Source organism: Salmonella sp. 3C, from assembly GCF_025426275.1.
Classification (GTDB): domain Bacteria; phylum Pseudomonadota; class Gammaproteobacteria; order Enterobacterales; family Enterobacteriaceae; genus Salmonella; species Salmonella enterica.
This window is the reverse complement of record NZ_CP104858.1, coordinates 1,785,594-1,806,021: the sequence shown is the minus strand read 5'-3', so window position 1 is coordinate 1,806,021 and position 20,428 is coordinate 1,785,594. Positions and strand designations below refer to the sequence as shown.

Below are 20,428 nucleotides of genomic sequence, written 5' to 3'. Positions count from 1 at the left end.
TCCCTTCATACTTCACGCCACAGGTGCGTTGGCTGCCTCACTCACCCCAGTCACTTACTACAGTAAGCCCTGGGGATTCGCTGCGTTACCGCCTTCCTGTGACGCAAATTATTTTGGGAAAATATTAATTTTATTTATTATGAATTTACCGGATCCAACCAGCCCCATTTATCCTCGGTTTCTCCAGTGAAGAGACCAAAGAAGGCTTGTTGGATACGCTTGGTGACAGGACCGCAGCGGCCTTCGCCTACCTGGATACCATCAACGCTGCGTACCGGAGTAATTTCTGCCGCGGTTCCGGACATAAACACTTCGTCGGCCAGATACAGCGACTCACGGGACAGCACCTGCTCGCGCACTTCAATACCCAGCTCTTTCGCCAGTTTGATGATCGCATCGCGAGTAATGCCTGGCAGCGCGGAAGAGGTAAACGGCGGAGTAAACAGCACACCATCTTTTACCTCAAACAGGTTTTCACCTGCGCCTTCGGAGATATAGCCGTTTACATCCAGGGCGATGCCTTCCTGATAGCCGTGGCGGCGCGCTTCGCTACCCACCAGCAGTGAGGAAAGATAGTTCCCGCCCGCTTTGGCGGCGGTTGGAATGGTGTTCGGCGCAGCGCGATTCCAGGAAGAAACCATCGCATCGATCCCCTGATCCAGCGCTTCGGCACCCAGGTATGCCCCCCACGGGAACGCGGCGATGATGACGTCAGTGGTGTATCCCGGGGGCGGGTTAACGCCCATACCGACATCGCCGACAAATACCAACGGACGGATATAGGCGCTGGTCAGGTTGTTTTTGCGGATCACTTCGCGGCAGGCTTCCATCAGCTCATCAATACTCTGGGAAACCGGAAAACGATAAATTTTTGCTGAGTCGCGCAGGCGCTGCATATGTTCACGATGACGAAACACTACCGGGCCTTTGTGAGAGTCGTAGCACCGAATCCCTTCAAATACCGACGTACCGTAGTGCAGCGCGTGAGACATTACGTGAACCTTCGCGTCTTCCCAGCGCACCATCTCTCCATTGAACCAAATATAATCAGCTTTTTTCGTCGTCATTTTTCTTCCTTTTGCGCTCAGGCGCGGATTTGTTGTGATGTGGCAGCGCTCTGGCAGATCGCGACATGCGCAACATCTACCAGTTTACTTAACTGACTAAACAGTAAGTCGACCGACCGGGGACTGGCAACGGTCAATTCAATATTTATATTCTGCGCATCGGTCGCGGCTTCCATATTCATGGAGCACACCTGAAAACCACGATGGCGCACCACGCGTAAAACACGTTCTAAGGTTTCTGGATTAAAGCGTGCCGATACATTGACCTGATGTTGCATCATGATAATTTCTCCAGCATTTCAGAGTTACTGGCGCCAGGCGGCACCAACGGCCAGACATTTTCAAGTTCGTCGATTGAGACGTGAAGCAGGTACGGCCCTTCGCTTGCCAACATAGTGTCGAGTGCCGCTTCAACCTGGTCTTTACGAGTAATGTGCTGGCCTGGAATGCCGAAGGCGCTGGCCAGCATGAGGAAATCGGGGTTATCGGTCAGGGTGGTTTCGCTATATCGCTCCTGGAAAAACAGTTGCTGCCATTGTCGAACCATCCCTAACCGCTGGTTGTCGAGTAAGACTATCTTCAACGGTAACTGCTTGCGTTTTACGGTGCCCAACTCCTGAACATTCATCATGAAGGAGCCGTCACCGGAGATACAGATAACGGTATCATTCGGTCGCGCTACCTGCGCGCCAACGGCCGCCGGTAAGCCGAATCCCATCGTCCCCAGACCGCTGGAGGTGATGAAGTTCTCCGGGCGGGTGTAAGTCATATGCTGGGCTGACCACATCTGATGCTGCCCCACATCCGTCGTCACCACGCTGTCTGCGGGTTTGCGTTCCGACAATTGCTTCAACAACAACGGCGCATAGATAGTCTCGCCAGGATGATCATAGCGCCAGGCGTGTTCTGCGCGCAGCTCTGCACAGGACTGACGCCATGCGTCGATCTTCAGCGGTTGCTGTAATGCCGGCAACAGCGAATTTAAATCGCCCTGCAACGCGACGTGTGCCTGACGCAGTTTGTTCATTTCCGCCGGGTCGATATCCATATGGATTACGCTGGCGTTCGGCGCAAACGTATTCAGCTTACCGGTCACCCGGTCATCAAAACGTGCACCCACTGCGATCAGTAAATCACACTCTTGCACCGCGAAATTAGCCGCTTTAGTACCGTGCATTCCCAGCATGCCCAGATAGTACGGATAATCAGCTTCAACAGCCCCTAGCCCTTTCAGCGTGCAGGTAACTGGCATTTGCGTTACCGCGATAAATTTACGCAGCGCCGGAACCGCCTGCGCCATACCAACACCACCGCCGACGTACAGCATGGGTTTTTTCGCCTGTTCCAGCATCTGGCGCACCTGTTCAACATCAGCCTGCGGGAAGGTCGCTTCGTTATCAACGGTAGTAAACCAGGGTTCCAGCTCACCGCTGGCCAACTGGATATCTTTCGGGATATCCACCAGAACCGGGCCAGGACGGCCAGCGTTGGCAACTTCAAAAGCCTCTGCCATGATACGAGGCAGCTCTGCCAGCGACTGCACCAGGAAGCTGTGTTTGGTACAGGCCAGCGACAGGCCTAACACATCCACCTCCTGGAACGCATCGGTGCCGATGAACGGGGCGGAAACCTGACCCGTGATCGCGACGACGGGGACCGAATCTAACAACGCATCCGCCAGGCCAGTGATCAGGTTAGTGGCGCCAGGGCCGGAGGTGGCGATACAAACACCGGTTTTGCCGGTAGAACGGGCATAACCGATTGCCGCCATTGCCGCACCCTGCTCGTGTCGGCACAACAAATGCTCCACACCACCGTCATACAACGCGTCGTAAACCGGCATAATTGCGCCGCCAGGATAACCAAATACGGTTTTCACCCCCTGCGCTCGCAAAGCATGTACCACCCACTGTGCCCCGTTCATAGTTACATCCCCGTCGTAAATCTTGAGAAACAGAACTTTATGCTGTTATTCACGCTCTGCTCCTCGCTTAAGTTTTTCAGGCCAAAAAAAACCCCCGGACCTTTCGGTGCGGGGGTCTTAGTTCGTTAAGGCTTGATTTCTAAGCCTTTCCTCGTCCAAGTGCAGCCCCGCACGGTGGGATAATAATCACCACCACGCTAATCACGACCAGGCTAATCACTCGTAGAAGGGCTGTCATTTTTGTCTATTCTTGCATCTTGTTCGAAGGAATACCTAAAGAGTTACCATAGGTTTTGCCAATAGCACAAGATATTTTTTTAACCACGTTTCAGATAATGCAGGTGAATGCCTAAAAGTGCTTTGTTTTTTATAAGAAAAATTAGCAACTGAAAAATTTTCACGTTTTCCTCCCCCTTTTGGCGCACTCTACACCCTGTTTTCCTTCTTTTCGCTTCTGCGAGCGTTCTCCCAGTTTGATGTTTCTTACCTGAAAATGACGCCAAAATTCGGGAATCAGCCGCTAAAAAACAAAAAGTCAGTAATTCGATTTTCTCTTCTATTCCGCATAATCCACGTAACAGGAGGGATTATGTCACTGGCGATTGTTCATACTCGCGCCGCACTTGGCGTCAATGCGCCGCCTATCACTATAGAGGTGCATATCAGTAATGGATTACCGGGATTAACCATGGTTGGCCTACCGGAAACCACGGTAAAAGAGGCGCGTGACCGGGTACGTAGTGCGATTATTAATAGCGGATATGAATTTCCGGCTAAAAAAATAACCATTAACCTTGCTCCAGCCGATCTACCGAAAGAGGGCGGAAGGTATGACCTGCCTATTGCTGTTGCGCTTCTGGCCGCGTCTGAGCAGCTTACAGCGTCGAATCTTGAGGCATATGAGCTGGTGGGTGAGTTAGCGCTTACAGGCGCATTACGCGGCGTTCCTGGCGCAATATCAAGTGCAACGGAAGCCATCAGGGCCGGCAGAAATATTATCGTCGCAACAGAGAACGCGGCGGAGGTTGGGCTTATCAGCAAAGAAGGATGTTTTATCGCCGATCATCTACAAACCGTCTGCGCCTTTCTGGAAGGGAAACACGCCCTGGAAAGACCTTTAGCTCAGGATATGGCATCGTCTACCGCAACTGCCGATCTTCGCGATGTGATCGGTCAGGAGCAGGGTAAACGCGGCCTGGAGATTACAGCGGCAGGGGGACATAATCTGCTATTGATCGGCCCGCCGGGTACGGGTAAAACCATGCTGGCCAGTCGACTGAGCGGGATTCTTCCACCATTAAGCAATGAAGAGGCGTTGGAAAGCGCCGCGATCCTCAGTCTGGTTAATGCCGATACGGTACAAAAACGATGGCAGCAACGTCCCTTTCGCTCACCTCATCATAGCGCCTCACTTACTGCTATGGTCGGCGGCGGCGCAATACCCGCCCCGGGAGAGATATCGCTGGCGCACAACGGAATTTTGTTCCTTGATGAATTGCCTGAATTTGAACGACGCACACTGGATGCGCTACGTGAACCTATAGAATCCGGTCAAATTCATTTATCCCGTACCAGAGCGAAAATAACGTACCCTGCCAGGTTCCAGTTAATCGCCGCAATGAATCCCAGCCCGACCGGACATTATCAGGGAAACCATAATCGCTGCACGCCAGAACAGACACTACGTTACCTTAATCGGTTGTCAGGCCCGTTTCTTGATCGTTTTGACCTTTCGCTTGAGATACCGCTTCCACCGCCCGGGATTCTTAGCCAACACGCCTCAAAGGGTGAGAGCAGCGCTACGGTAAAAAAGCGGGTCATCGCCGCCCATGAACGGCAGTACCGACGCCAGAAGAAGTTAAACGCGCGTCTGGAGGGTCGCGAAATCCAAAAATATTGTGTTTTGCACCACGATGACGCCCGCTGGCTTGAAGACACGCTGGTGCATCTTGGATTATCCATTCGCGCCTGGCAGCGTTTACTAAAAGTGGCCAGAACCATTGCCGACATAGAACTGGCTGACCAGATCTCGCGTCAGCATTTGCAGGAGGCGGTAAGCTATCGGGCGATAGACAGGTTGTTAATTCATTTGCAAAAGCTGCTGGCGTAAAAAAAGGGCATTACGCCCTTTTTATTAATCATCAGCTTCGGTGTAGTCTTCTGCGCCTTCAACTTGCGGCTTGCCGCCAGACAAGGTGTGGAAGCGTTTTGGACGCTTGATACGCGTCATATACTTGGACCAGACGCGTTCTGCATCCGTTACCGGCTCGCGTTCACCGCGACATACCGCTACAAACAGCTTCTCTTCTTCAGTCACAGGCTCACGCTTGCCAAGATCCAGATCATTAAAGGCATGACCATGACGCTCAAGCAGTTGTGCCTCTTTAATCGTGAAATCACCGTGACGAGAGAATCCACGTGGATAATGTTTATTGTCAAAATATCGATTAGTCGTCGTAAAGCTTTCCGCCATCCTGCACGCTCCTAATTCTTTGTCTGAGCTATTTATGGCGCGGAGTATTAGTTACGCTTGACAGAGTGTAAAACAAAACATTTAAATCATAACGACAAATAATTTTGTGGAGAGCACAGTGGATACGGAATTGTTAAAAACTTTCCTGGAAGTTAGCCGGACACGCCATTTCGGGCGGGCCGCAGAAGCACTTTACCTGACGCAATCCGCGGTGAGCTTTCGTATCAGGCAACTGGAGAATCAACTGGGCGTAAACCTTTTTACGCGGCACAGAAACAATATCCGTTTAACCACGGCTGGCGAAAAACTTTTACCGTATGCGGAAACGCTGATGAATACGTGGCAGGCGGCACGTAAAGAGGTGGCGCATACCTCACGCCATAACGAGTTTTCCATCGGCGCCAGCGCGTCTTTATGGGAGTGTATGCTTAACGCCTGGCTGGGGCGACTGTACCAACTACAGGAGCCGCAAAGCGGCCTGCAGTTCGAAGCCAGAATCGCTCAACGGCAATCGCTTGTGAAGCAACTTCATGAACGCCAGCTTGATCTCCTCATTACTACCGAAGCGCCCAAAATGGATGAGTTCAGCAGTCAGCTGTTAGGGCACTTCACTTTGGCGTTATATTGCAGCAGCCCTGCCCGTAAGAAATCAGAACTCAATTATCTGCGGCTGGAGTGGGGACCAGACTTCCAACAGCATGAAACAGGGCTGATCGCAGCAGATGAAGTGCCGGTATTAACAACCAGCTCAGCCGAACTCGCCCGACAGCAGCTTAGCGCATTAAATGGCTGTAGCTGGCTTCCTGTAAACTGGGCAAATGAAAAGGGCGGATTACATACCGTTGCCGACAGCGCAACGCTTTCACGGCCACTATACGCTATTTGGCTGCAAAACAGCGATAGATACTCGCTGATCTGCGATCTGTTAAAAACGGATGTGCTGGATGAACAATGAAAATGATGAAAAGAAAAAGAAGGGAACTTACGATTACCTGATCAGATAATCAGGTAATTTTAGGCAAAAAAAAATCCTTAGCAGATGCTAAGGATTATTTCTGGCAGGGGCGGAGAGACTCGAACTCCCAACACCCGGTTTTGGAGACCGGTGCTCTACCAATTGAACTACGCCCCTAATTAGGGTGGCGGAACGGACGGGACTCGAACCCGCGACCCCCTGCGTGACAGGCAGGTATTCTAACCAACTGAACTACCGCTCCACCGAATTCTTTTACAACCACTGATTTTTACATCAGTTTACTGCTTAATTTGATGCCTGGCAGTTCCCTACTCTCGCATGGGGAGACCCCACACTACCATCGGCGCTACGGCGTTTCACTTCTGAGTTCGGCATGGGGTCAGGTGGGACCACCGCGCTACTGCCGCCAGGCAAATTCTTTGTGCTCTGTACGCAATTCTTTATCGCATCAGCGGCGTTGCCTGCGCTCGTAAACTCAGTCACATACTTCTGTATGCTCCTTCCTTTCCTTCGCTTGCCGCCTTGCTGCTGCGCAAAGTATTGCGTACTCAACTCTGAATCAGTGCTGAAAATCTTCTCTCATCCGCCAAAACATCTTCGGCGTTGTAAGGTTAAGCCTCACGGTTCATTAGTACCGGTTAGCTCAACGCATCGCTGCGCTTACACACCCGGCCTATCAACGTCGTCGTCTTCAACGTTCCTTCAGGAGACTCTAAGTCTCAGGGAGAACTCATCTCGGGGCAAGTTTCGTGCTTAGATGCTTTCAGCACTTATCTCTTCCGCATTTAGCTACCGGGCAGTGCCATTGGCATGACAACCCGAACACCAGTGATGCGTCCACTCCGGTCCTCTCGTACTAGGAGCAGCCCCCCTCAGTTCTCCAGCGCCCACGGCAGATAGGGACCGAACTGTCTCACGACGTTCTAAACCCAGCTCGCGTACCACTTTAAATGGCGAACAGCCATACCCTTGGGACCTACTTCAGCCCCAGGATGTGATGAGCCGACATCGAGGTGCCAAACACCGCCGTCGATATGAACTCTTGGGCGGTATCAGCCTGTTATCCCCGGAGTACCTTTTATCCGTTGAGCGATGGCCCTTCCATTCAGAACCACCGGATCACTATGACCTGCTTTCGCACCTGCTCGCGCCGTCACGCTCGCAGTCAAGCTGGCTTATGCCATTGCACTAACCTCCTGATGTCCGACCAGGATTAGCCAACCTTCGTGCTCCTCCGTTACTCTTTAGGAGGAGACCGCCCCAGTCAAACTACCCACCAGACACTGTCCGCAACCCGGATCACGGGTCCACGTTAGAACATCAAACATTAAAGGGTGGTATTTCAAGGTCGGCTCCACGCAGACTGGCGTCCACGCTTCAAAGCCTCCCACCTATCCTACACATCAAGGCTCAATGTTCAGTGTCAAGCTATAGTAAAGGTTCACGGGGTCTTTCCGTCTTGCCGCGGGTACACTGCATCTTCACAGCGAGTTCAATTTCACTGAGTCTCGGGTGGAGACAGCCTGGCCATCATTACGCCATTCGTGCAGGTCGGAACTTACCCGACAAGGAATTTCGCTACCTTAGGACCGTTATAGTTACGGCCGCCGTTTACCGGGGCTTCGATCAGGAGCTTCGCTTGCGCTGACCCCATCAATTAACCTTCCGGCACCGGGCAGGCGTCACACCGTATACGTCCACTTTCGTGTTTGCACAGTGCTGTGTTTTTAATAAACAGTTGCAGCCAGCTGGTATCTTCGACTGACTTCAGCTCCATGAGTAAATCACTTCACCTACGTGTCAGCGTGCCTTCTCCCGAAGTTACGGCACCATTTTGCCTAGTTCCTTCACCCGAGTTCTCTCAAGCGCCTTGGTATTCTCTACCTGACCACCTGTGTCGGTTTGGGGTACGATTTGATGTTACCTGATGCTTAGAGGCTTTTCCTGGAAGCAGGGCATTTGTTACTTCAGCACCGTAGTGCCTCGTCATCACGCCTCAGTGTTAAAGTGAACCGGATTTACCTGGAACACACACCTACACGCTTAAACCGGGACAACCGTCGCCCGGCCAACATAGCCTTCTCCGTCCCCCCTTCGCAGTAACACCAAGTACGGGAATATTAACCCGTTTCCCATCGACTACGCCTTTCGGCCTCGCCTTAGGGGTCGACTCACCCTGCCCCGATTAACGTTGGACAGGAACCCTTGGTCTTCCGGCGAGCGGGCTTTTCACCCGCTTTATCGTTACTTATGTCAGCATTCGCACTTCTGATACCTCCAGCAACCCTCACAGGCCACCTTCACAGGCTTACAGAACGCTCCCCTACCCAACAACGCATAAGCGTCGCTGCCGCAGCTTCGGTGCATGGTTTAGCCCCGTTACATCTTCCGCGCAGGCCGACTCGACCAGTGAGCTATTACGCTTTCTTTAAATGATGGCTGCTTCTAAGCCAACATCCTGGCTGTCTGGGCCTTCCCACATCGTTTCCCACTTAACCATGACTTTGGGACCTTAGCTGGCGGTCTGGGTTGTTTCCCTCTTCACGACGGACGTTAGCACCCGCCGTGTGTCTCCCGTGATAACATTCTCCGGTATTCGCAGTTTGCATCGGGTTGGTAAGCCGGGATGGCCCCCTAGCCGAAACAGTGCTCTACCCCCGGAGATGAATTCACGAGGCGCTACCTAAATAGCTTTCGGGGAGAACCAGCTATCTCCCGGTTTGATTGGCCTTTCACCCCCAGCCACAGGTCATCCGCTAATTTTTCAACATTAGTCGGTTCGGTCCTCCAGTTAGTGTTACCCAACCTTCAACCTGCCCATGGCTAGATCACCGGGTTTCGGGTCTATACCCTGCAACTTAACGCCCAATTAAGACTCGGTTTCCCTCCGGCTCCCCTATTCGGTTAACCTTGCTACAGAATATAAGTCGCTGACCCATTATACAAAAGGTACGCAGTCACACAGGTAAACCTGTGCTCCCACTGCTTGTACGTACACGGTTTCAGGTTCTTTTTCACTCCCCTCGCCGGGGTTCTTTTCGCCTTTCCCTCACGGTACTGGTTCACTATCGGTCAGTCAGGAGTATTTAGCCTTGGAGGATGGTCCCCCCATATTCAGACAGGATACCACGTGTCCCGCCCTACTCATCGAGCTCACAGCACATGCGCTTTTGTGTACGGGGCTGTCACCCTGTATCGCGCGCCTTTCCAGACGCTTCCACTAACACACATGCTGATTCAGGCTCTGGGCTCCTCCCCGTTCGCTCGCCGCTACTGGGGGAATCTCGGTTGATTTCTTTTCCTCGGGGTACTTAGATGTTTCAGTTCCCCCGGTTCGCCTCATTAACCTATGGATTCAGTTAATGATAGTGTGACGAATCACACTGGGTTTCCCCATTCGGGTATCGCCGGTTATAACGGTTCATATCACCTTACCGGCGCTTATCGCAGATTAGCACGCCCTTCATCGCCTCTGACTGCCAGGGCATCCACCGTGTACGCTTAGTCGCTTAACCTCACAACCCGAAGATGTTTCTTACGATTCATCATCGTGTTGCGAAAATTTGAGAGACTCACGAACAACTTTCGTTGTTCTGTGTTTCAATTTTCAGCTTGATCCAGATTTTTAAAGAGCAAATATCTCAAACGTGACTCGTAAGTCAGTTTTGAGATACTGATGGCAACGCCTTTCACACATTACCGCGCAAGTGGCGTCCCCTAGGGGATTCGAACCCCTGTTACCGCCGTGAAAGGGCGGTGTCCTGGGCCTCTAGACGAAGGGGACGTATCAGTCTGCTTCGCAAGACGCCTTGCTATTTACTTTTCATCAGACAATCTGTGTGAGCACTGCAAAGTACGCTTCTTTAAGGTAAGGAGGTGATCCAACCGCAGGTTCCCCTACGGTTACCTTGTTACGACTTCACCCCAGTCATGAATCACAAAGTGGTAAGCGCCCTCCCGAAGGTTAAGCTACCTACTTCTTTTGCAACCCACTCCCATGGTGTGACGGGCGGTGTGTACAAGGCCCGGGAACGTATTCACCGTGGCATTCTGATCCACGATTACTAGCGATTCCGACTTCATGGAGTCGAGTTGCAGACTCCAATCCGGACTACGACGCACTTTATGAGGTCCGCTTGCTCTCGCGAGGTCGCTTCTCTTTGTATGCGCCATTGTAGCACGTGTGTAGCCCTGGTCGTAAGGGCCATGATGACTTGACGTCATCCCCACCTTCCTCCAGTTTATCACTGGCAGTCTCCTTTGAGTTCCCGACCTAATCGCTGGCAACAAAGGATAAGGGTTGCGCTCGTTGCGGGACTTAACCCAACATTTCACAACACGAGCTGACGACAGCCATGCAGCACCTGTCTCACAGTTCCCGAAGGCACAAATCCATCTCTGGATTCTTCTGTGGATGTCAAGACCAGGTAAGGTTCTTCGCGTTGCATCGAATTAAACCACATGCTCCACCGCTTGTGCGGGCCCCCGTCAATTCATTTGAGTTTTAACCTTGCGGCCGTACTCCCCAGGCGGTCTACTTAACGCGTTAGCTCCGGAAGCCACGCCTCAAGGGCACAACCTCCAAGTAGACATCGTTTACGGCGTGGACTACCAGGGTATCTAATCCTGTTTGCTCCCCACGCTTTCGCACCTGAGCGTCAGTCTTTGTCCAGGGGGCCGCCTTCGCCACCGGTATTCCTCCAGATCTCTACGCATTTCACCGCTACACCTGGAATTCTACCCCCCTCTACAAGACTCAAGCCTGCCAGTTTCGAATGCAGTTCCTAGGTTGAGCCCGGGGATTTCACATCCGACTTGACAGACCGCCTGCGTGCGCTTTACGCCCAGTAATTCCGATTAACGCTTGCACCCTCCGTATTACCGCGGCTGCTGGCACGGAGTTAGCCGGTGCTTCTTCTGCGGGTAACGTCAATTGCTGCGGTTATTAACCACAACACCTTCCTCCCCGCTGAAAGTACTTTACAACCCGAAGGCCTTCTTCATACACGCGGCATGGCTGCATCAGGCTTGCGCCCATTGTGCAATATTCCCCACTGCTGCCTCCCGTAGGAGTCTGGACCGTGTCTCAGTTCCAGTGTGGCTGGTCATCCTCTCAGACCAGCTAGGGATCGTCGCCTTGGTGAGCCGTTACCTCACCAACAAGCTAATCCCATCTGGGCACATCTGATGGCAAGAGGCCCGAAGGTCCCCCTCTTTGGTCTTGCGACGTTATGCGGTATTAGCCACCGTTTCCAGTAGTTATCCCCCTCCATCAGGCAGTTTCCCAGACATTACTCACCCGTCCGCCACTCGTCAGCAAAGCAGCAAGCTGCTTCCTGTTACCGTTCGACTTGCATGTGTTAGGCCTGCCGCCAGCGTTCAATCTGAGCCATGATCAAACTCTTCAATTTAAAAGTTTGATGCTCAAAGAATTAAACTTCGTAATGAATTACGTGTTCACTCTTGAGACTTGGTATTCGTTTTTCGTCCGAAGACGTTAAGAATCCGTATCTTCGAGTGCCCACACAGATTGTCTGATAAATTGTTAAAGAGCAGTGCCGCTTCGCTTTTTCTCAGCGGCGCGGGGTGTGCATATTACGCTTTCCCGCTTCAGAGTCAAGCGATTATTTTCGCTTTTCTCCGTGAGGTTCTGGTCTGAACCCCGCTGACCCGGCGGCCTGTGTGCCGTTGTTCCGTGTCAGTGGTGGCGCATTATAGGGAGTTATTTCTGCCTGACAAGAGGAAATTTAAAATAATTTTCTGAGTGTCTCTTTTTTCATCAATAGCGTGCTTAACGTGCCATAAAATAAGCAAATTGCCGTTATTGCAACTGCAATCACACTTCCAGGTGGCATACTAATAACCAAACGAAAGAGAAAGGAAGAACATTCATGCCTTTAAGCGCACAACAATTAGCCGCACAGAAAAATCTATCCTATGTTCTGGCTGAAAAGCTGGCGCAGCGGATATTAAAGGGTGACTACGCCCCCGGTACTATTCTTCCCGGCGAAATAGAACTGGGCGAGCAGTACGGCGTAAGTCGAACGGCAGTTCGCGAAGCGGTGAAAACGTTGACGGCTAAAGGTATGGTGCTACCTCGTCCGCGCATTGGTACGCGGGTGATGCCGCAGGGAAACTGGAACTTTCTGGATCAAGAGCTGCTGACCTGGTGGATGACGGAAGAAAATTTTCATCAGGTGGTAGAGCATTTTCTGGTGATGCGTATTAGCCTGGAGCCGCAAGCCTGCCTGCTGGCGGCGACTCTTGGCACACCGGAGCAGAAAGCGCGGCTTAATGCCTTAATGGAAGAGATGGTCGCGCTGAAAAAGCATTTTAAGCGTGAACGCTGGATTGAAGTGGATATGGCGTGGCACGAGCATATCTACGAAATGAGCGCCAATCCCTTTCTAATCTCTTTTGCGACGCTATTTCATTCGGTTTATCACACTTACTTTACCTCAATCACCTATAACGAGGTGGTAAAGCTGGATTTGCACCAGGCCATTGTTGATGCCATCGCTGATGGCGACGGCGAACGCGCTTTCCAGGCCTGCCAGGCGTTGTTAATAGCGCCCAATGAGAGACCAGATAATTAACAGGATATTGAATGACCAGCAAAAAAGCGCGCAGTATGGCTGGCCTGCCGTGGATCGCGGCGATGGCCTTCTTTATGCAGGCGCTAGACGCCACCATTTTGAATACCGCTTTACCGGCTATTGCGCATAGTCTTAACCGTTCACCACTCGCCATGCAGTCCGCTATTATCAGTTATACCCTGACAGTAGCTATGTTAATTCCGGTAAGCGGCTGGCTGGCTGACCGCTTTGGTACGCGTCGCGTTTTTATGGTTGCCGTAAGTCTGTTTACGTTAGGCTCGCTGGCCTGCGCGCTCTCCAGTTCACTATCTGAATTGGTTATTTTTCGCGTCGTACAAGGCGTCGGCGGAGCGATGATGATGCCAGTGGCGCGGCTGGCGTTATTGCGAGCCTATCCGCGTAGTGAGCTGCTGCCCGTTCTTAACTTTGTCACTATGCCGGGGCTGGTAGGTCCGATTCTGGGGCCGGTATTAGGCGGCGTACTGGTGACCTGGGCAAGCTGGCACTGGATCTTCCTGATTAATATTCCCATTGGTGTTGCAGGCATTCTGTATGCCCGCAAATATATGCCCAACTTCACCACGCCGCGTCGCAAGTTTGACATGACCGGCTTCTTTCTTTTTGGGTTAAGTCTGGTTTTATTTTCCAGCGGAATGGAACTGTTTGGCGAAAAGATTGTGGCGACATGGATCGCATCCGCCATTATTTTTTGCAGTATCGTTCTACTATTGGCCTATATCCGCCACGCCCGCCGTCATCCGACACCGTTAATATCACTATCGCTGTTTAAGACACGCACATTTTCCGTCGGTATTGCCGGCAACCTCGCCACGCGTCTGGGGACAGGCTGCGTACCTTTTTTGATGCCGTTAATGCTACAGGTTGGTTTTGGCTACCCGGCTCTGATCGCCGGCTGCATGATGGCGCCGACGGCTTTGGGTTCTATTATCGCGAAATCGACCGTAACGCAGGTTTTACGACGTTTGGGATACCGGAAGACTCTGGTCGGCATTACGGTATTTATCGGTCTGATGATTGCCCAGTTTTCGTTTCAATCTCCCGCCATGCCGATCTGGATGCTCGTACTGCCGCTATTCATTCTTGGAATGGCGATGTCCACTCAATTTACGGCAATGAATACGATTACTCTTGCGGATCTGACAGACGATAACGCCAGCAGCGGCAACAGCGTTCTGGCGGTTACGCAGCAATTGTCTATCAGTTTAGGCGTGGCGATCAGCGCGGCGGTGTTACGTATTTATGAAGGTTTTGCGGGCACCAGTACCGTGGAACAGTTCCACTATACCTTTATCACGATGGGGGCGATCACTATCGTGTCCGCGCTGATGTTTATGCTGCTAAGAGCCAAAGACGGCAACAATCTGATTAAAGAACGGCATAAATCTAAACCGACCCACGCACCGTCAAAACCGGAGTAAGCTGAAGTCGCTGTTGTTGCAAGGCGGGCTGCGCCATCCGATGAATCAACACATCAATAGCCAGCTCGCCCAATTCATCTTTCGGCTGATGGATAGTCGTCAGCGGCGGCGTCATATAGCGCGCCAGCTCAATATCATCATAGCCAATGACTGCCATATCCTGCGGGATACGAAGCCCCGCCTGATATAGCGCCTGATAGGCGCCGACAGCCATCGCATCGTTTCCGGTAAAAACCGCTTGCGGTCGCTGTTGATGGGCGAGTAACGCCTGCATGGCGTCAAAGCCGCCGCCAAATTCAAAATCGCCGGTGATCTCATAGCCTTGCGGAATAGCCAGCCCTGCGCGTTTCATCGCCGCCCGATACCCTTCCAGCCGCAAACGCGCTGGCGTTTTGTCCAGCGGGCCGGTAATACAGGCTATTCGGGTAAATCCTTTATCGATAAGGTGTTGGGTGGCAAGATCACCGCCTAACAACGAATTATCCTGAATGAGATCGCTATCGCCCTCACCATCAAACGGCGACCAGTCCATCATGACGGTAGGAATAGACGGATAACGCTCCATGATTTCACGAGAAGGCTGATGCGTTTCGGTACACAGCAGCAGTAAACCGTCTACCCGTTTTTGCATCAGCGTCTCCAGGTTGCGGTTCATCCGTTGCTCGTCGCCTTCGGTATTGCACAGCACCAGACTATAACCGCGCTCAAAACAGCTTCGCTCAACGCCGCGCACCAGTTCGGAATAAAAAGGGTTGGTACTGGCGGTAATTAGCATACCAATCGTGCGGGTCTGGTTTAACTTGAGGCTTCGCGCCAGCGCGGAAGGCGCATAGTTAAGTGATTTAATCGCCGCTTCAACTTTTTCAGTAATCGTCTCACTCACAAAGCGATCTTTGTTAATAACGTGAGAGACCGTCGATGTAGAGACTCCCGCCAGGCGGGCAACATCTTTCATAGTAGCCAAGCGTTACCCCTGCTGATGTAAAAACGCTTCTATCTCTTCGCGCCACGGAACGGAAGGTTGCGCGCCTTTACGCGTTACGGCAATCGCGGCGGCGGCATGGGCAAAGCGAATCGCTTCCGGCAACGGCGTCTCCTCCAGTATCGCGGTGATAAAGGCGCCGTTAAACGTATCTCCGGCGGCAATGGTATCGACAGCCTCAACGCTAAATCCAGGAACGCGGCGGCCCTCGCCGTCTACGCTGGCCCAGACGCCACGGCTTCCTAAGGTAATTAATACGGTTCGAATGCCTTTATCATGCAAAACCTGCGCAGCTTTCGCGGCATCGTCGTCATTTTCCACACGCACGCCCGTCAGCTTTTCAGCTTCCGTTTCATTTGGCGTGATGATGTCCACCAGCGCCAGCAGTTCATCCGGTAGCTCACGGGCAGGCGCCGGGTTCAGCGCAACAGTAGTATGATGTTGATGGGCGATTTTCGCCGCCGCCAGTACGCTTTCCAGCGGCGATTCCAGCTGCATCAGTAACGCATCCGCCTGCGCGATACGTTCACGTTGCGCATCAACCAACGCCGGCGATAACGCGGCATTCGCTCCGGCATGAATACCGATGACGTTCTCGCCTTCGCCGTTAACGAAAATCAGCGCCACCCCGGTAGACTCGCCTTTAATAACGCTAACTGGCGCGATATCAATACGATCGCTGACTAATTGTTTACGAATACTGTCGCCAATATCGTCATCGCCCGTGCAGGCGATAAACGCAATATTTGCCCCGCTACGTCCCGCAGCAACCGCCTGATTCGCGCCTTTCCCGCCAAACGCGACCTGATAATGGCTACCGGTTACCGTTTCACCCGGGGTAGGGAAGGACTCAAGATTAAGGATATGATCGGCATTAATGCTGCCAAGGACGATGAGATTACCTGCGGTTTTCATATTCGGGGTTCCACGTCAAAGTGCGCCACCGGTTAGGGTGGCGCGTGCCCTGCTTTTCTTTTTTTACGTTCACCTCAGCGGAGGCTCGCGTATTTCTGTCGCCATCAGGCCATAGTTGACCCGTGTCGTTTATTACTGCTTGATGACCAGTTTCAGGTCAACCGGATATTTGGCCTGAACTTTTTCGCCTTTCAGCACCTTATCCGCCACTTCAACGCCTTTGGCGCCGATTTGATCCGGTAACTGAGCGATAGTCGCTGCCAGTTTGCCATCTTTTACGGCCTTTTCGCCATCCGGCGTACCGTCAAATCCAACCACCATCACATCTGCTTTACCGGCAGTTTGCAGCGCGCGCAGTGCGCCCAGCGCCATTTCATCGTTCTGGGCGAAGACAGCCTGAACATCCGGATGCGCGGTCAGCAGGTTCTGCATGACGTTCAGACCCTTAGTACGGTCGAAATCGGCAGGCTGGCTGGCCAGGACATTAAATTTGTGGACGGCTACCGCCTGCTGGAAACCTTCGCCACGCTCACGCGCCGCAGATGTTCCGGCAATGCCTTGCAACTCAATCACTTTGGCGCCTTCGCCAGCTTTTTTCGCGATATAGTCGCCAGCGATCTTACCGCCCAGCACGTTATCAGACGCGATATGGCTGACGACATCGCCTTTGGTTGCCTGGCGGTCAAGCGTGATAACCGGAATCTTCGCCTGGTTAGCCATCTTCACCGCGTTACCCACCGCATCGGAGTCAGTCGGGTTGATCAGCAAAATTTTGGTCCCGCGAACGGTTAAATCCTGCACGTTCGCCAGCTCTTTGGCAGGGTTGTTCTGGGAGTCCAGCACCACCAGGTTATAACCCAGTTTATCCGCCTCTTTTTGCGCCCCGTCTTTTAACGACACGAAGAAGGGATTATTGAGGGTAGAGATCACCAGCGCAATGGTGTCCTTCGCCATTGCATTCGCGCTCACGGTGGCGCTCAGCGCAACAGCAGATACCAAGGTAGCCAGTTTTTTCATGTTCATATTTCAGATGTCCTGTAGTCGTTGTTACTGCTTTTTGTTGTCTACCAGTACCGCCAGCAAAATCACCACCGCTTTGACGATCATCTGGTAATAGGAGGAAACACCTAACAAATTCAAACCATTATTAAGGAAGCCGAGAATCAATGCGCCGATCAATGTCCCAACAATGCGTCCTTTACCGCCTGCAAGGCTGGTGCCGCCCAGCACCACGGCGGCAATAGCATCCAGCTCATAGCCGGTACCCGCCGTCGGCTGCGCGGAAGAGAGGCGCGCCACTTCAATGATGCCCGCCAGCGACGCTGTCAGGCCGCAAAGTGAATAGACGATAATTTTCACTTTGCTCACGCTAATGCCAGACAGGCGCGTCGCCGCTTCGTTACCGCCCAGCGCGTAGATATAGCGTCCCAGACGGGTGTGATGCAGCATATACCAGGCGGCGATAAAGACGATAGCCATGATCCAGACCGGCGTAGGAACGCCCAGCGGACGGCCGATACCGAACCAGCCAAACAGATCGGCGTTATCGGTAAAGCCGGTGTTGACCGGGCTACCGTCGGTGTAAACCATCGTTACACCGCGCAGTAGCAGCATCATCACCAGCGTAGCGATAAACGCCTGTACGCGGCCTTTCGCGACGATAACGCCAGTGACGGCGCCAATCGCAGCGCCCAGCGCCAGCGCGGCGGCAACCGCGACCAGCGCATTCACTTCAACGCCGACGATTGAAGCGGCAACCGCGCCGGTGAGCGCCAGCAGGGAACCGACGGACAGATCGATCCCCGATGTCAGAATCACCAACGTCATCCCCACCGCCATAATGGCGTTGACGGAGGTCTGTTGAAGAATATTGAACAGATTATTAACGGTAAAAAAGTTGGGGCTCAACGTCGAAACAATCGCGATCAACACCAGCAGGGCAATGAGCGACTTCTGCTCAAGAAGCCACGCTTTAGTGAAATAACGGCGACCAGAAACAGCCTGGGTTGTCATCTTTTTTACTCCTGATTCACGCGATTAAGCTTGCCCACTGCGGCAGCCATTAACACTTCCTGGGTGGCCTGCTCGCGAGTAAATTCACCGCTGAGATGCCCTTCATGCATGACGATGATGCGATCGCTCATGCCTAATACTTCTGGCATCTCAGATGAGACCAGAATGATGCTCAGGCCGTCGGCCTTAAACTGGTTGATAAGCTGATAAATCTCTTTCTTGGCGCCGACGTCCACGCCGCGGGTCGGCTCGTCGAGAATGAGCACTTTCGGGCGCGTCATCAACCCGCGGGCAATCGCCACTTTTTGCTGATTACCGCCAGAAAGCAGGCCTATCGCCTGTTCCATTGACGGCGTCTTGACGTTGAACAGACGGATAAAATCCCCCACCGCCTGCTGCTCATCTTTGTGTTTCAGGCTTCCGCCAGCGCGGCTGAAATAGTCCAGCGCCGTCAGCGACATATTCTCTTTAACTGACATGCCGAGCACCAGTCCATCGCGCTTACGGTCTTCAGAGATATAAACGATGCCATTGGCCAGTCCGTCCTGCGGAGAACGCGTCACCACTTCGTGTCCATCAAGCGTCACGTAACCGCTGGTTCGCGGCATCGCGCCGTACAATACTTTCATCAGCTCGGTGCGACCGGCGCCCATCAGGCCGGAGATGCCAAGGATCTCGCCTTTTCGCAGCACAAAAGAGACATCATTCACGCCCGGTCCGCACAGATTATCGACCTTCAGGCGAATCTCACCCGGCGCGTTATCCAGATGCGGGTACTGATCTTCCAACTTACGTCCCACCATCATTTCGATAAGAGAATCTTCGGTCAACGTGGCCACTTCACGCTCGGCGATAAATTGCCCATCGCGGAAGACCGTCACGTCATCGCAAATTTCGAAGATCTCTTTCATACGGTGGGAGATATAGACAATGCCGCGCCCCTGCGATTTTAATTCGCGGATAACGCGGAACAGAGAGTCGGTTTCAGTGTCGGTCAGCGCATCGGTCGGTTCATCCATAATGATGACTTTGGATTCGAAGCTCAGCACTTTGGCGATTTCCACCATTTGCTGATCGCCGATAGAGAGTTCGCCCACCAGCTTATCGCTCTTAAAACGCAGATTGAGTTTGGCTAAGAGGTGGTCGGCTTCGGCATACATCTTTTTCCAGTCGATTTTGCCAAAGCGATTCACAAACTCACGGCCCAGGAAGATGTTTTCCGCAATGGTCAACTGCGGAATCAGGTTCAGTTCCTGATGAATAATGCCGATCCCGGCTTCCTGAGACGATTTAGGCCCATTAAAGGTGGTCTCTTTACCCAGCCATAACAACGATCCCGCATCTCGCGTATAGATGCCGGTTAATACTTTCATCATGGTGGATTTTCCGGCGCCGTTTTCCCCCACCAGCGCCATAACGCGGCCAGGATAAACGTTTAACGCGGCGCCGGAGAGAGCCTTCACGCCGGGGAACGCTTTATCGATCCCTTTGAGTTGCAGTAATGCGTCCATAGCGGCCTCAGAACGTAACGCCAGCGCAAAGAATGACGTTCGCATACGGGGAACACTCCCCGCTGCGAATCACCGCCTGACTGTCTGCAGTCAATTTTTTGAATTGTTCGTGTGTCGTATAACTAATTTTTATGGTGTTTCCCTGGTGTTGCTGCAGTTGCTCAAGGTGAGTGAGCAACGTTTCGTGGAGCTGCGGATTCTGTTGTTTGATTTCCGTTGCAAGAATCGCCGCCTCAACCTGCATTTCCCGGGTCACGACATCCACCACCTGCATAAAAGAAGGTACGCCCTGGGTTAGTGCCATATCGATACGCGCGGTGCTATTCGGGATGGGTAAACCCGCATCACAGACCACCAGAGTATCAGTATGCCCCAGACGGGAAATGACCGACGAGATTTCAGAGTTGAGTACGGTGCCTTTCTTCATTTTTCTGCTCCACTAGCGAAACGTTTCGCTGGCCGCAGTGTAACCCTGGATGTGTTCATAAAACCATCATGACGTAACAGAATTGTGATCGCCGTCGAAACGTTT

General features: G+C 52.6%; 16 protein-coding genes, 3 tRNA genes and 3 rRNA genes. 4 read left to right on the top strand and 18 right to left on the bottom strand.

The genetic code is table 11. The features are described 5' to 3' along the window. Positions 1–137: 137 nt before the first annotated feature. From ilvE to ilvL, 5 genes are all read right to left on the bottom strand, one after another. A complete protein-coding gene (ilvE, locus tag N7E69_RS08585) occupies positions 138–1,067 on the bottom strand; it encodes a branched-chain-amino-acid transaminase (protein WP_000208532.1) in 930 nt (309 codons plus the stop codon). A gap of 17 nt (positions 1,068–1,084) precedes the next feature. After that, positions 1,085–1,348, bottom strand: coding sequence for an acetolactate synthase 2 small subunit (gene ilvM, locus N7E69_RS08580; RefSeq protein WP_000983260.1), 264 nt, complete (start codon positions 1,346–1,348; stop codon positions 1,085–1,087). Next, a complete protein-coding gene (gene ilvG, locus N7E69_RS08575; RefSeq protein ID WP_001012569.1) occupies positions 1,345–2,991 on the bottom strand; it encodes an acetolactate synthase 2 catalytic subunit in 1,647 nt (548 codons plus the stop codon). Before ilvG ends, ilvM begins: the two co-directional genes overlap by 4 nt. Before the next feature lie 2 nt (positions 2,992–2,993). Next, complete coding sequence (gene ilvX, locus N7E69_RS08570; protein WP_192930503.1) at positions 2,994–3,044, bottom strand: peptide IlvX; 51 nt, start codon at positions 3,042–3,044, stop codon at positions 2,994–2,996. Positions 3,045–3,130: 86 nt separating this feature from the next. Then, on the bottom strand, positions 3,131–3,229 hold the full coding sequence (gene ilvL, locus N7E69_RS08565; RefSeq protein WP_001311244.1) for an ilv operon leader peptide: 99 nt from the start codon (positions 3,227–3,229) through the stop codon (positions 3,131–3,133). Between the two features lie 351 nt (positions 3,230–3,580). Here ilvL and N7E69_RS08560 point away from each other — a divergent pair, with 351 nt between their 5' ends. Then, a complete protein-coding gene (locus tag N7E69_RS08560; RefSeq protein ID WP_000050219.1) occupies positions 3,581–5,101 on the top strand; it encodes a YifB family Mg chelatase-like AAA ATPase in 1,521 nt (506 codons plus the stop codon). Positions 5,102–5,125: 24 nt separating this feature from the next. Here N7E69_RS08560 and maoP read toward each other — a convergent pair whose 3' ends face one another. Next, positions 5,126–5,464: a macrodomain Ori organization protein MaoP gene (gene maoP / locus N7E69_RS08555; RefSeq protein WP_000840996.1), complete on the bottom strand. Its 339-nt coding sequence runs from the start codon at positions 5,462–5,464 to the stop codon at positions 5,126–5,128. A gap of 106 nt (positions 5,465–5,570) precedes the next feature. Between maoP and hdfR the strand changes: the two genes are divergently transcribed. Further along, positions 5,571–6,419 carry an HTH-type transcriptional regulator HdfR gene (gene hdfR / locus N7E69_RS08550; RefSeq protein ID WP_001575186.1) on the top strand — a complete coding sequence of 283 codons (849 nt, stop codon included), beginning with the start codon at positions 5,571–5,573 and terminating at the stop codon, positions 6,417–6,419. A 101-nt stretch (positions 6,420–6,520) separates the two neighbouring features. Here hdfR and N7E69_RS08545 read toward each other — a convergent pair. From N7E69_RS08545 to N7E69_RS08520, 6 genes are all read right to left on the bottom strand, one after another. Further along, positions 6,521–6,596: transfer RNA gene (locus N7E69_RS08545), tRNA-Trp, on the bottom strand. An 8-nt stretch (positions 6,597–6,604) separates the two neighbouring features. Beyond that, positions 6,605–6,681 (bottom strand) — tRNA-Asp (locus N7E69_RS08540). A gap of 54 nt (positions 6,682–6,735) precedes the next feature. Then, a 5S ribosomal RNA gene (rrf, locus tag N7E69_RS08535) occupies positions 6,736–6,851 on the bottom strand. 196 nt (positions 6,852–7,047) lie between these two features. Then, positions 7,048–9,955, bottom strand: a 23S ribosomal RNA gene (locus tag N7E69_RS08530). Between the two features lie 193 nt (positions 9,956–10,148). Continuing rightward, positions 10,149–10,224 (bottom strand) — tRNA-Glu (locus N7E69_RS08525). An 85-nt stretch (positions 10,225–10,309) separates the two neighbouring features. Continuing rightward, positions 10,310–11,851: ribosomal RNA gene (locus tag N7E69_RS08520) — 16S ribosomal RNA — on the bottom strand. Together the 16S, 23S and 5S rRNA genes with 3 tRNA genes alongside form the textbook arrangement of a ribosomal RNA operon. A 480-nt stretch (positions 11,852–12,331) precedes the next feature. Between N7E69_RS08520 and N7E69_RS08515 the strand changes: the two genes are divergently transcribed. Then, positions 12,332–13,036, top strand: a complete 705-nt coding sequence (locus N7E69_RS08515) for a FadR/GntR family transcriptional regulator (protein ID WP_001131148.1) — start codon at positions 12,332–12,334, stop codon at positions 13,034–13,036. A gap of 11 nt (positions 13,037–13,047) precedes the next feature. Beyond that, complete coding sequence (gene mdtD, locus N7E69_RS08510; RefSeq protein WP_000202071.1) at positions 13,048–14,475, top strand: multidrug transporter subunit MdtD; 1,428 nt, start codon at positions 13,048–13,050, stop codon at positions 14,473–14,475. On the opposite strand, the gene rbsR is transcribed toward mdtD, so the two are convergent. The 6 genes from rbsR to rbsD all read right to left on the bottom strand — a co-directional run bounded on the left by rbsR (position 14,441) and on the right by rbsD (position 20,323). Further along, positions 14,441–15,439 carry a ribose operon transcriptional repressor RbsR gene (gene rbsR / locus N7E69_RS08505; protein WP_000224487.1) on the bottom strand — a complete coding sequence of 333 codons (999 nt, stop codon included), beginning with the start codon at positions 15,437–15,439 and terminating at the stop codon, positions 14,441–14,443. The two genes, mdtD and rbsR, sit on opposite strands and share 35 nt — an antisense overlap. Before the next feature lie 3 nt (positions 15,440–15,442). Continuing rightward, positions 15,443–16,372, bottom strand: a complete 930-nt coding sequence (gene rbsK, locus N7E69_RS08500) for a ribokinase (RefSeq protein ID WP_000844728.1) — start codon at positions 16,370–16,372, stop codon at positions 15,443–15,445. A 132-nt stretch (positions 16,373–16,504) separates the two neighbouring features. Next, entirely contained in the window at positions 16,505–17,395 is an 891-nt protein-coding gene (gene rbsB / locus N7E69_RS08495; RefSeq protein WP_001056263.1) for a ribose ABC transporter substrate-binding protein RbsB, read from the bottom strand. A gap of 24 nt (positions 17,396–17,419) precedes the next feature. Next, positions 17,420–18,385 carry a ribose ABC transporter permease gene (gene rbsC / locus N7E69_RS08490; protein WP_000211345.1) on the bottom strand — a complete coding sequence of 322 codons (966 nt, stop codon included), beginning with the start codon at positions 18,383–18,385 and terminating at the stop codon, positions 17,420–17,422. A gap of 5 nt (positions 18,386–18,390) precedes the next feature. Further along, a complete protein-coding gene (rbsA, locus tag N7E69_RS08485; protein WP_000339359.1) occupies positions 18,391–19,896 on the bottom strand; it encodes a ribose ABC transporter ATP-binding protein RbsA in 1,506 nt (501 codons plus the stop codon). Between the two features lie 7 nt (positions 19,897–19,903). Next, on the bottom strand, positions 19,904–20,323 hold the full coding sequence (rbsD, locus tag N7E69_RS08480; protein ID WP_000715944.1) for a D-ribose pyranase: 420 nt from the start codon (positions 20,321–20,323) through the stop codon (positions 19,904–19,906). Between the last annotated feature and the right edge of the window lie 105 nt (positions 20,324–20,428).

Excerpts from the sequence above, each read along its gene's own strand:
- ilvE (WP_000208532.1), bottom strand. The coding sequence starts at position 1,067 with ATGACGACGAAAAAAGCTGATTATATTTGGTTCAATGGAGAGATGGTG.
- ilvM (WP_000983260.1), bottom strand. The coding sequence starts at position 1,348 with ATGATGCAACATCAGGTCAATGTATCGGCACGCTTTAATCCAGAAACC.
- ilvG (WP_001012569.1), bottom strand. The coding sequence starts at position 2,991 with ATGAACGGGGCACAGTGGGTGGTACATGCTTTGCGAGCGCAGGGGGTG.
- ilvL (WP_001311244.1), bottom strand. The coding sequence starts at position 3,229 with ATGACAGCCCTTCTACGAGTGATTAGCCTGGTCGTGATTAGCGTGGTG.
- N7E69_RS08560 (WP_000050219.1), top strand. The coding sequence starts at position 3,581 with ATGTCACTGGCGATTGTTCATACTCGCGCCGCACTTGGCGTCAATGCG.
- maoP (WP_000840996.1), bottom strand. The coding sequence starts at position 5,464 with ATGGCGGAAAGCTTTACGACGACTAATCGATATTTTGACAATAAACAT.
- N7E69_RS08515 (WP_001131148.1), top strand. The coding sequence starts at position 12,332 with ATGCCTTTAAGCGCACAACAATTAGCCGCACAGAAAAATCTATCCTAT.
- mdtD (WP_000202071.1), top strand. The coding sequence starts at position 13,048 with ATGACCAGCAAAAAAGCGCGCAGTATGGCTGGCCTGCCGTGGATCGCG.
- rbsK (WP_000844728.1), bottom strand. The coding sequence starts at position 16,372 with ATGAAAACCGCAGGTAATCTCATCGTCCTTGGCAGCATTAATGCCGAT.
- rbsB (WP_001056263.1), bottom strand. The coding sequence starts at position 17,395 with ATGAACATGAAAAAACTGGCTACCTTGGTATCTGCTGTTGCGCTGAGC.
- rbsC (WP_000211345.1), bottom strand. The coding sequence starts at position 18,385 with ATGACAACCCAGGCTGTTTCTGGTCGCCGTTATTTCACTAAAGCGTGG.
- rbsA (WP_000339359.1), bottom strand. The coding sequence starts at position 19,896 with ATGGACGCATTACTGCAACTCAAAGGGATCGATAAAGCGTTCCCCGGC.
- rbsD (WP_000715944.1), bottom strand. The coding sequence starts at position 20,323 with ATGAAGAAAGGCACCGTACTCAACTCTGAAATCTCGTCGGTCATTTCC.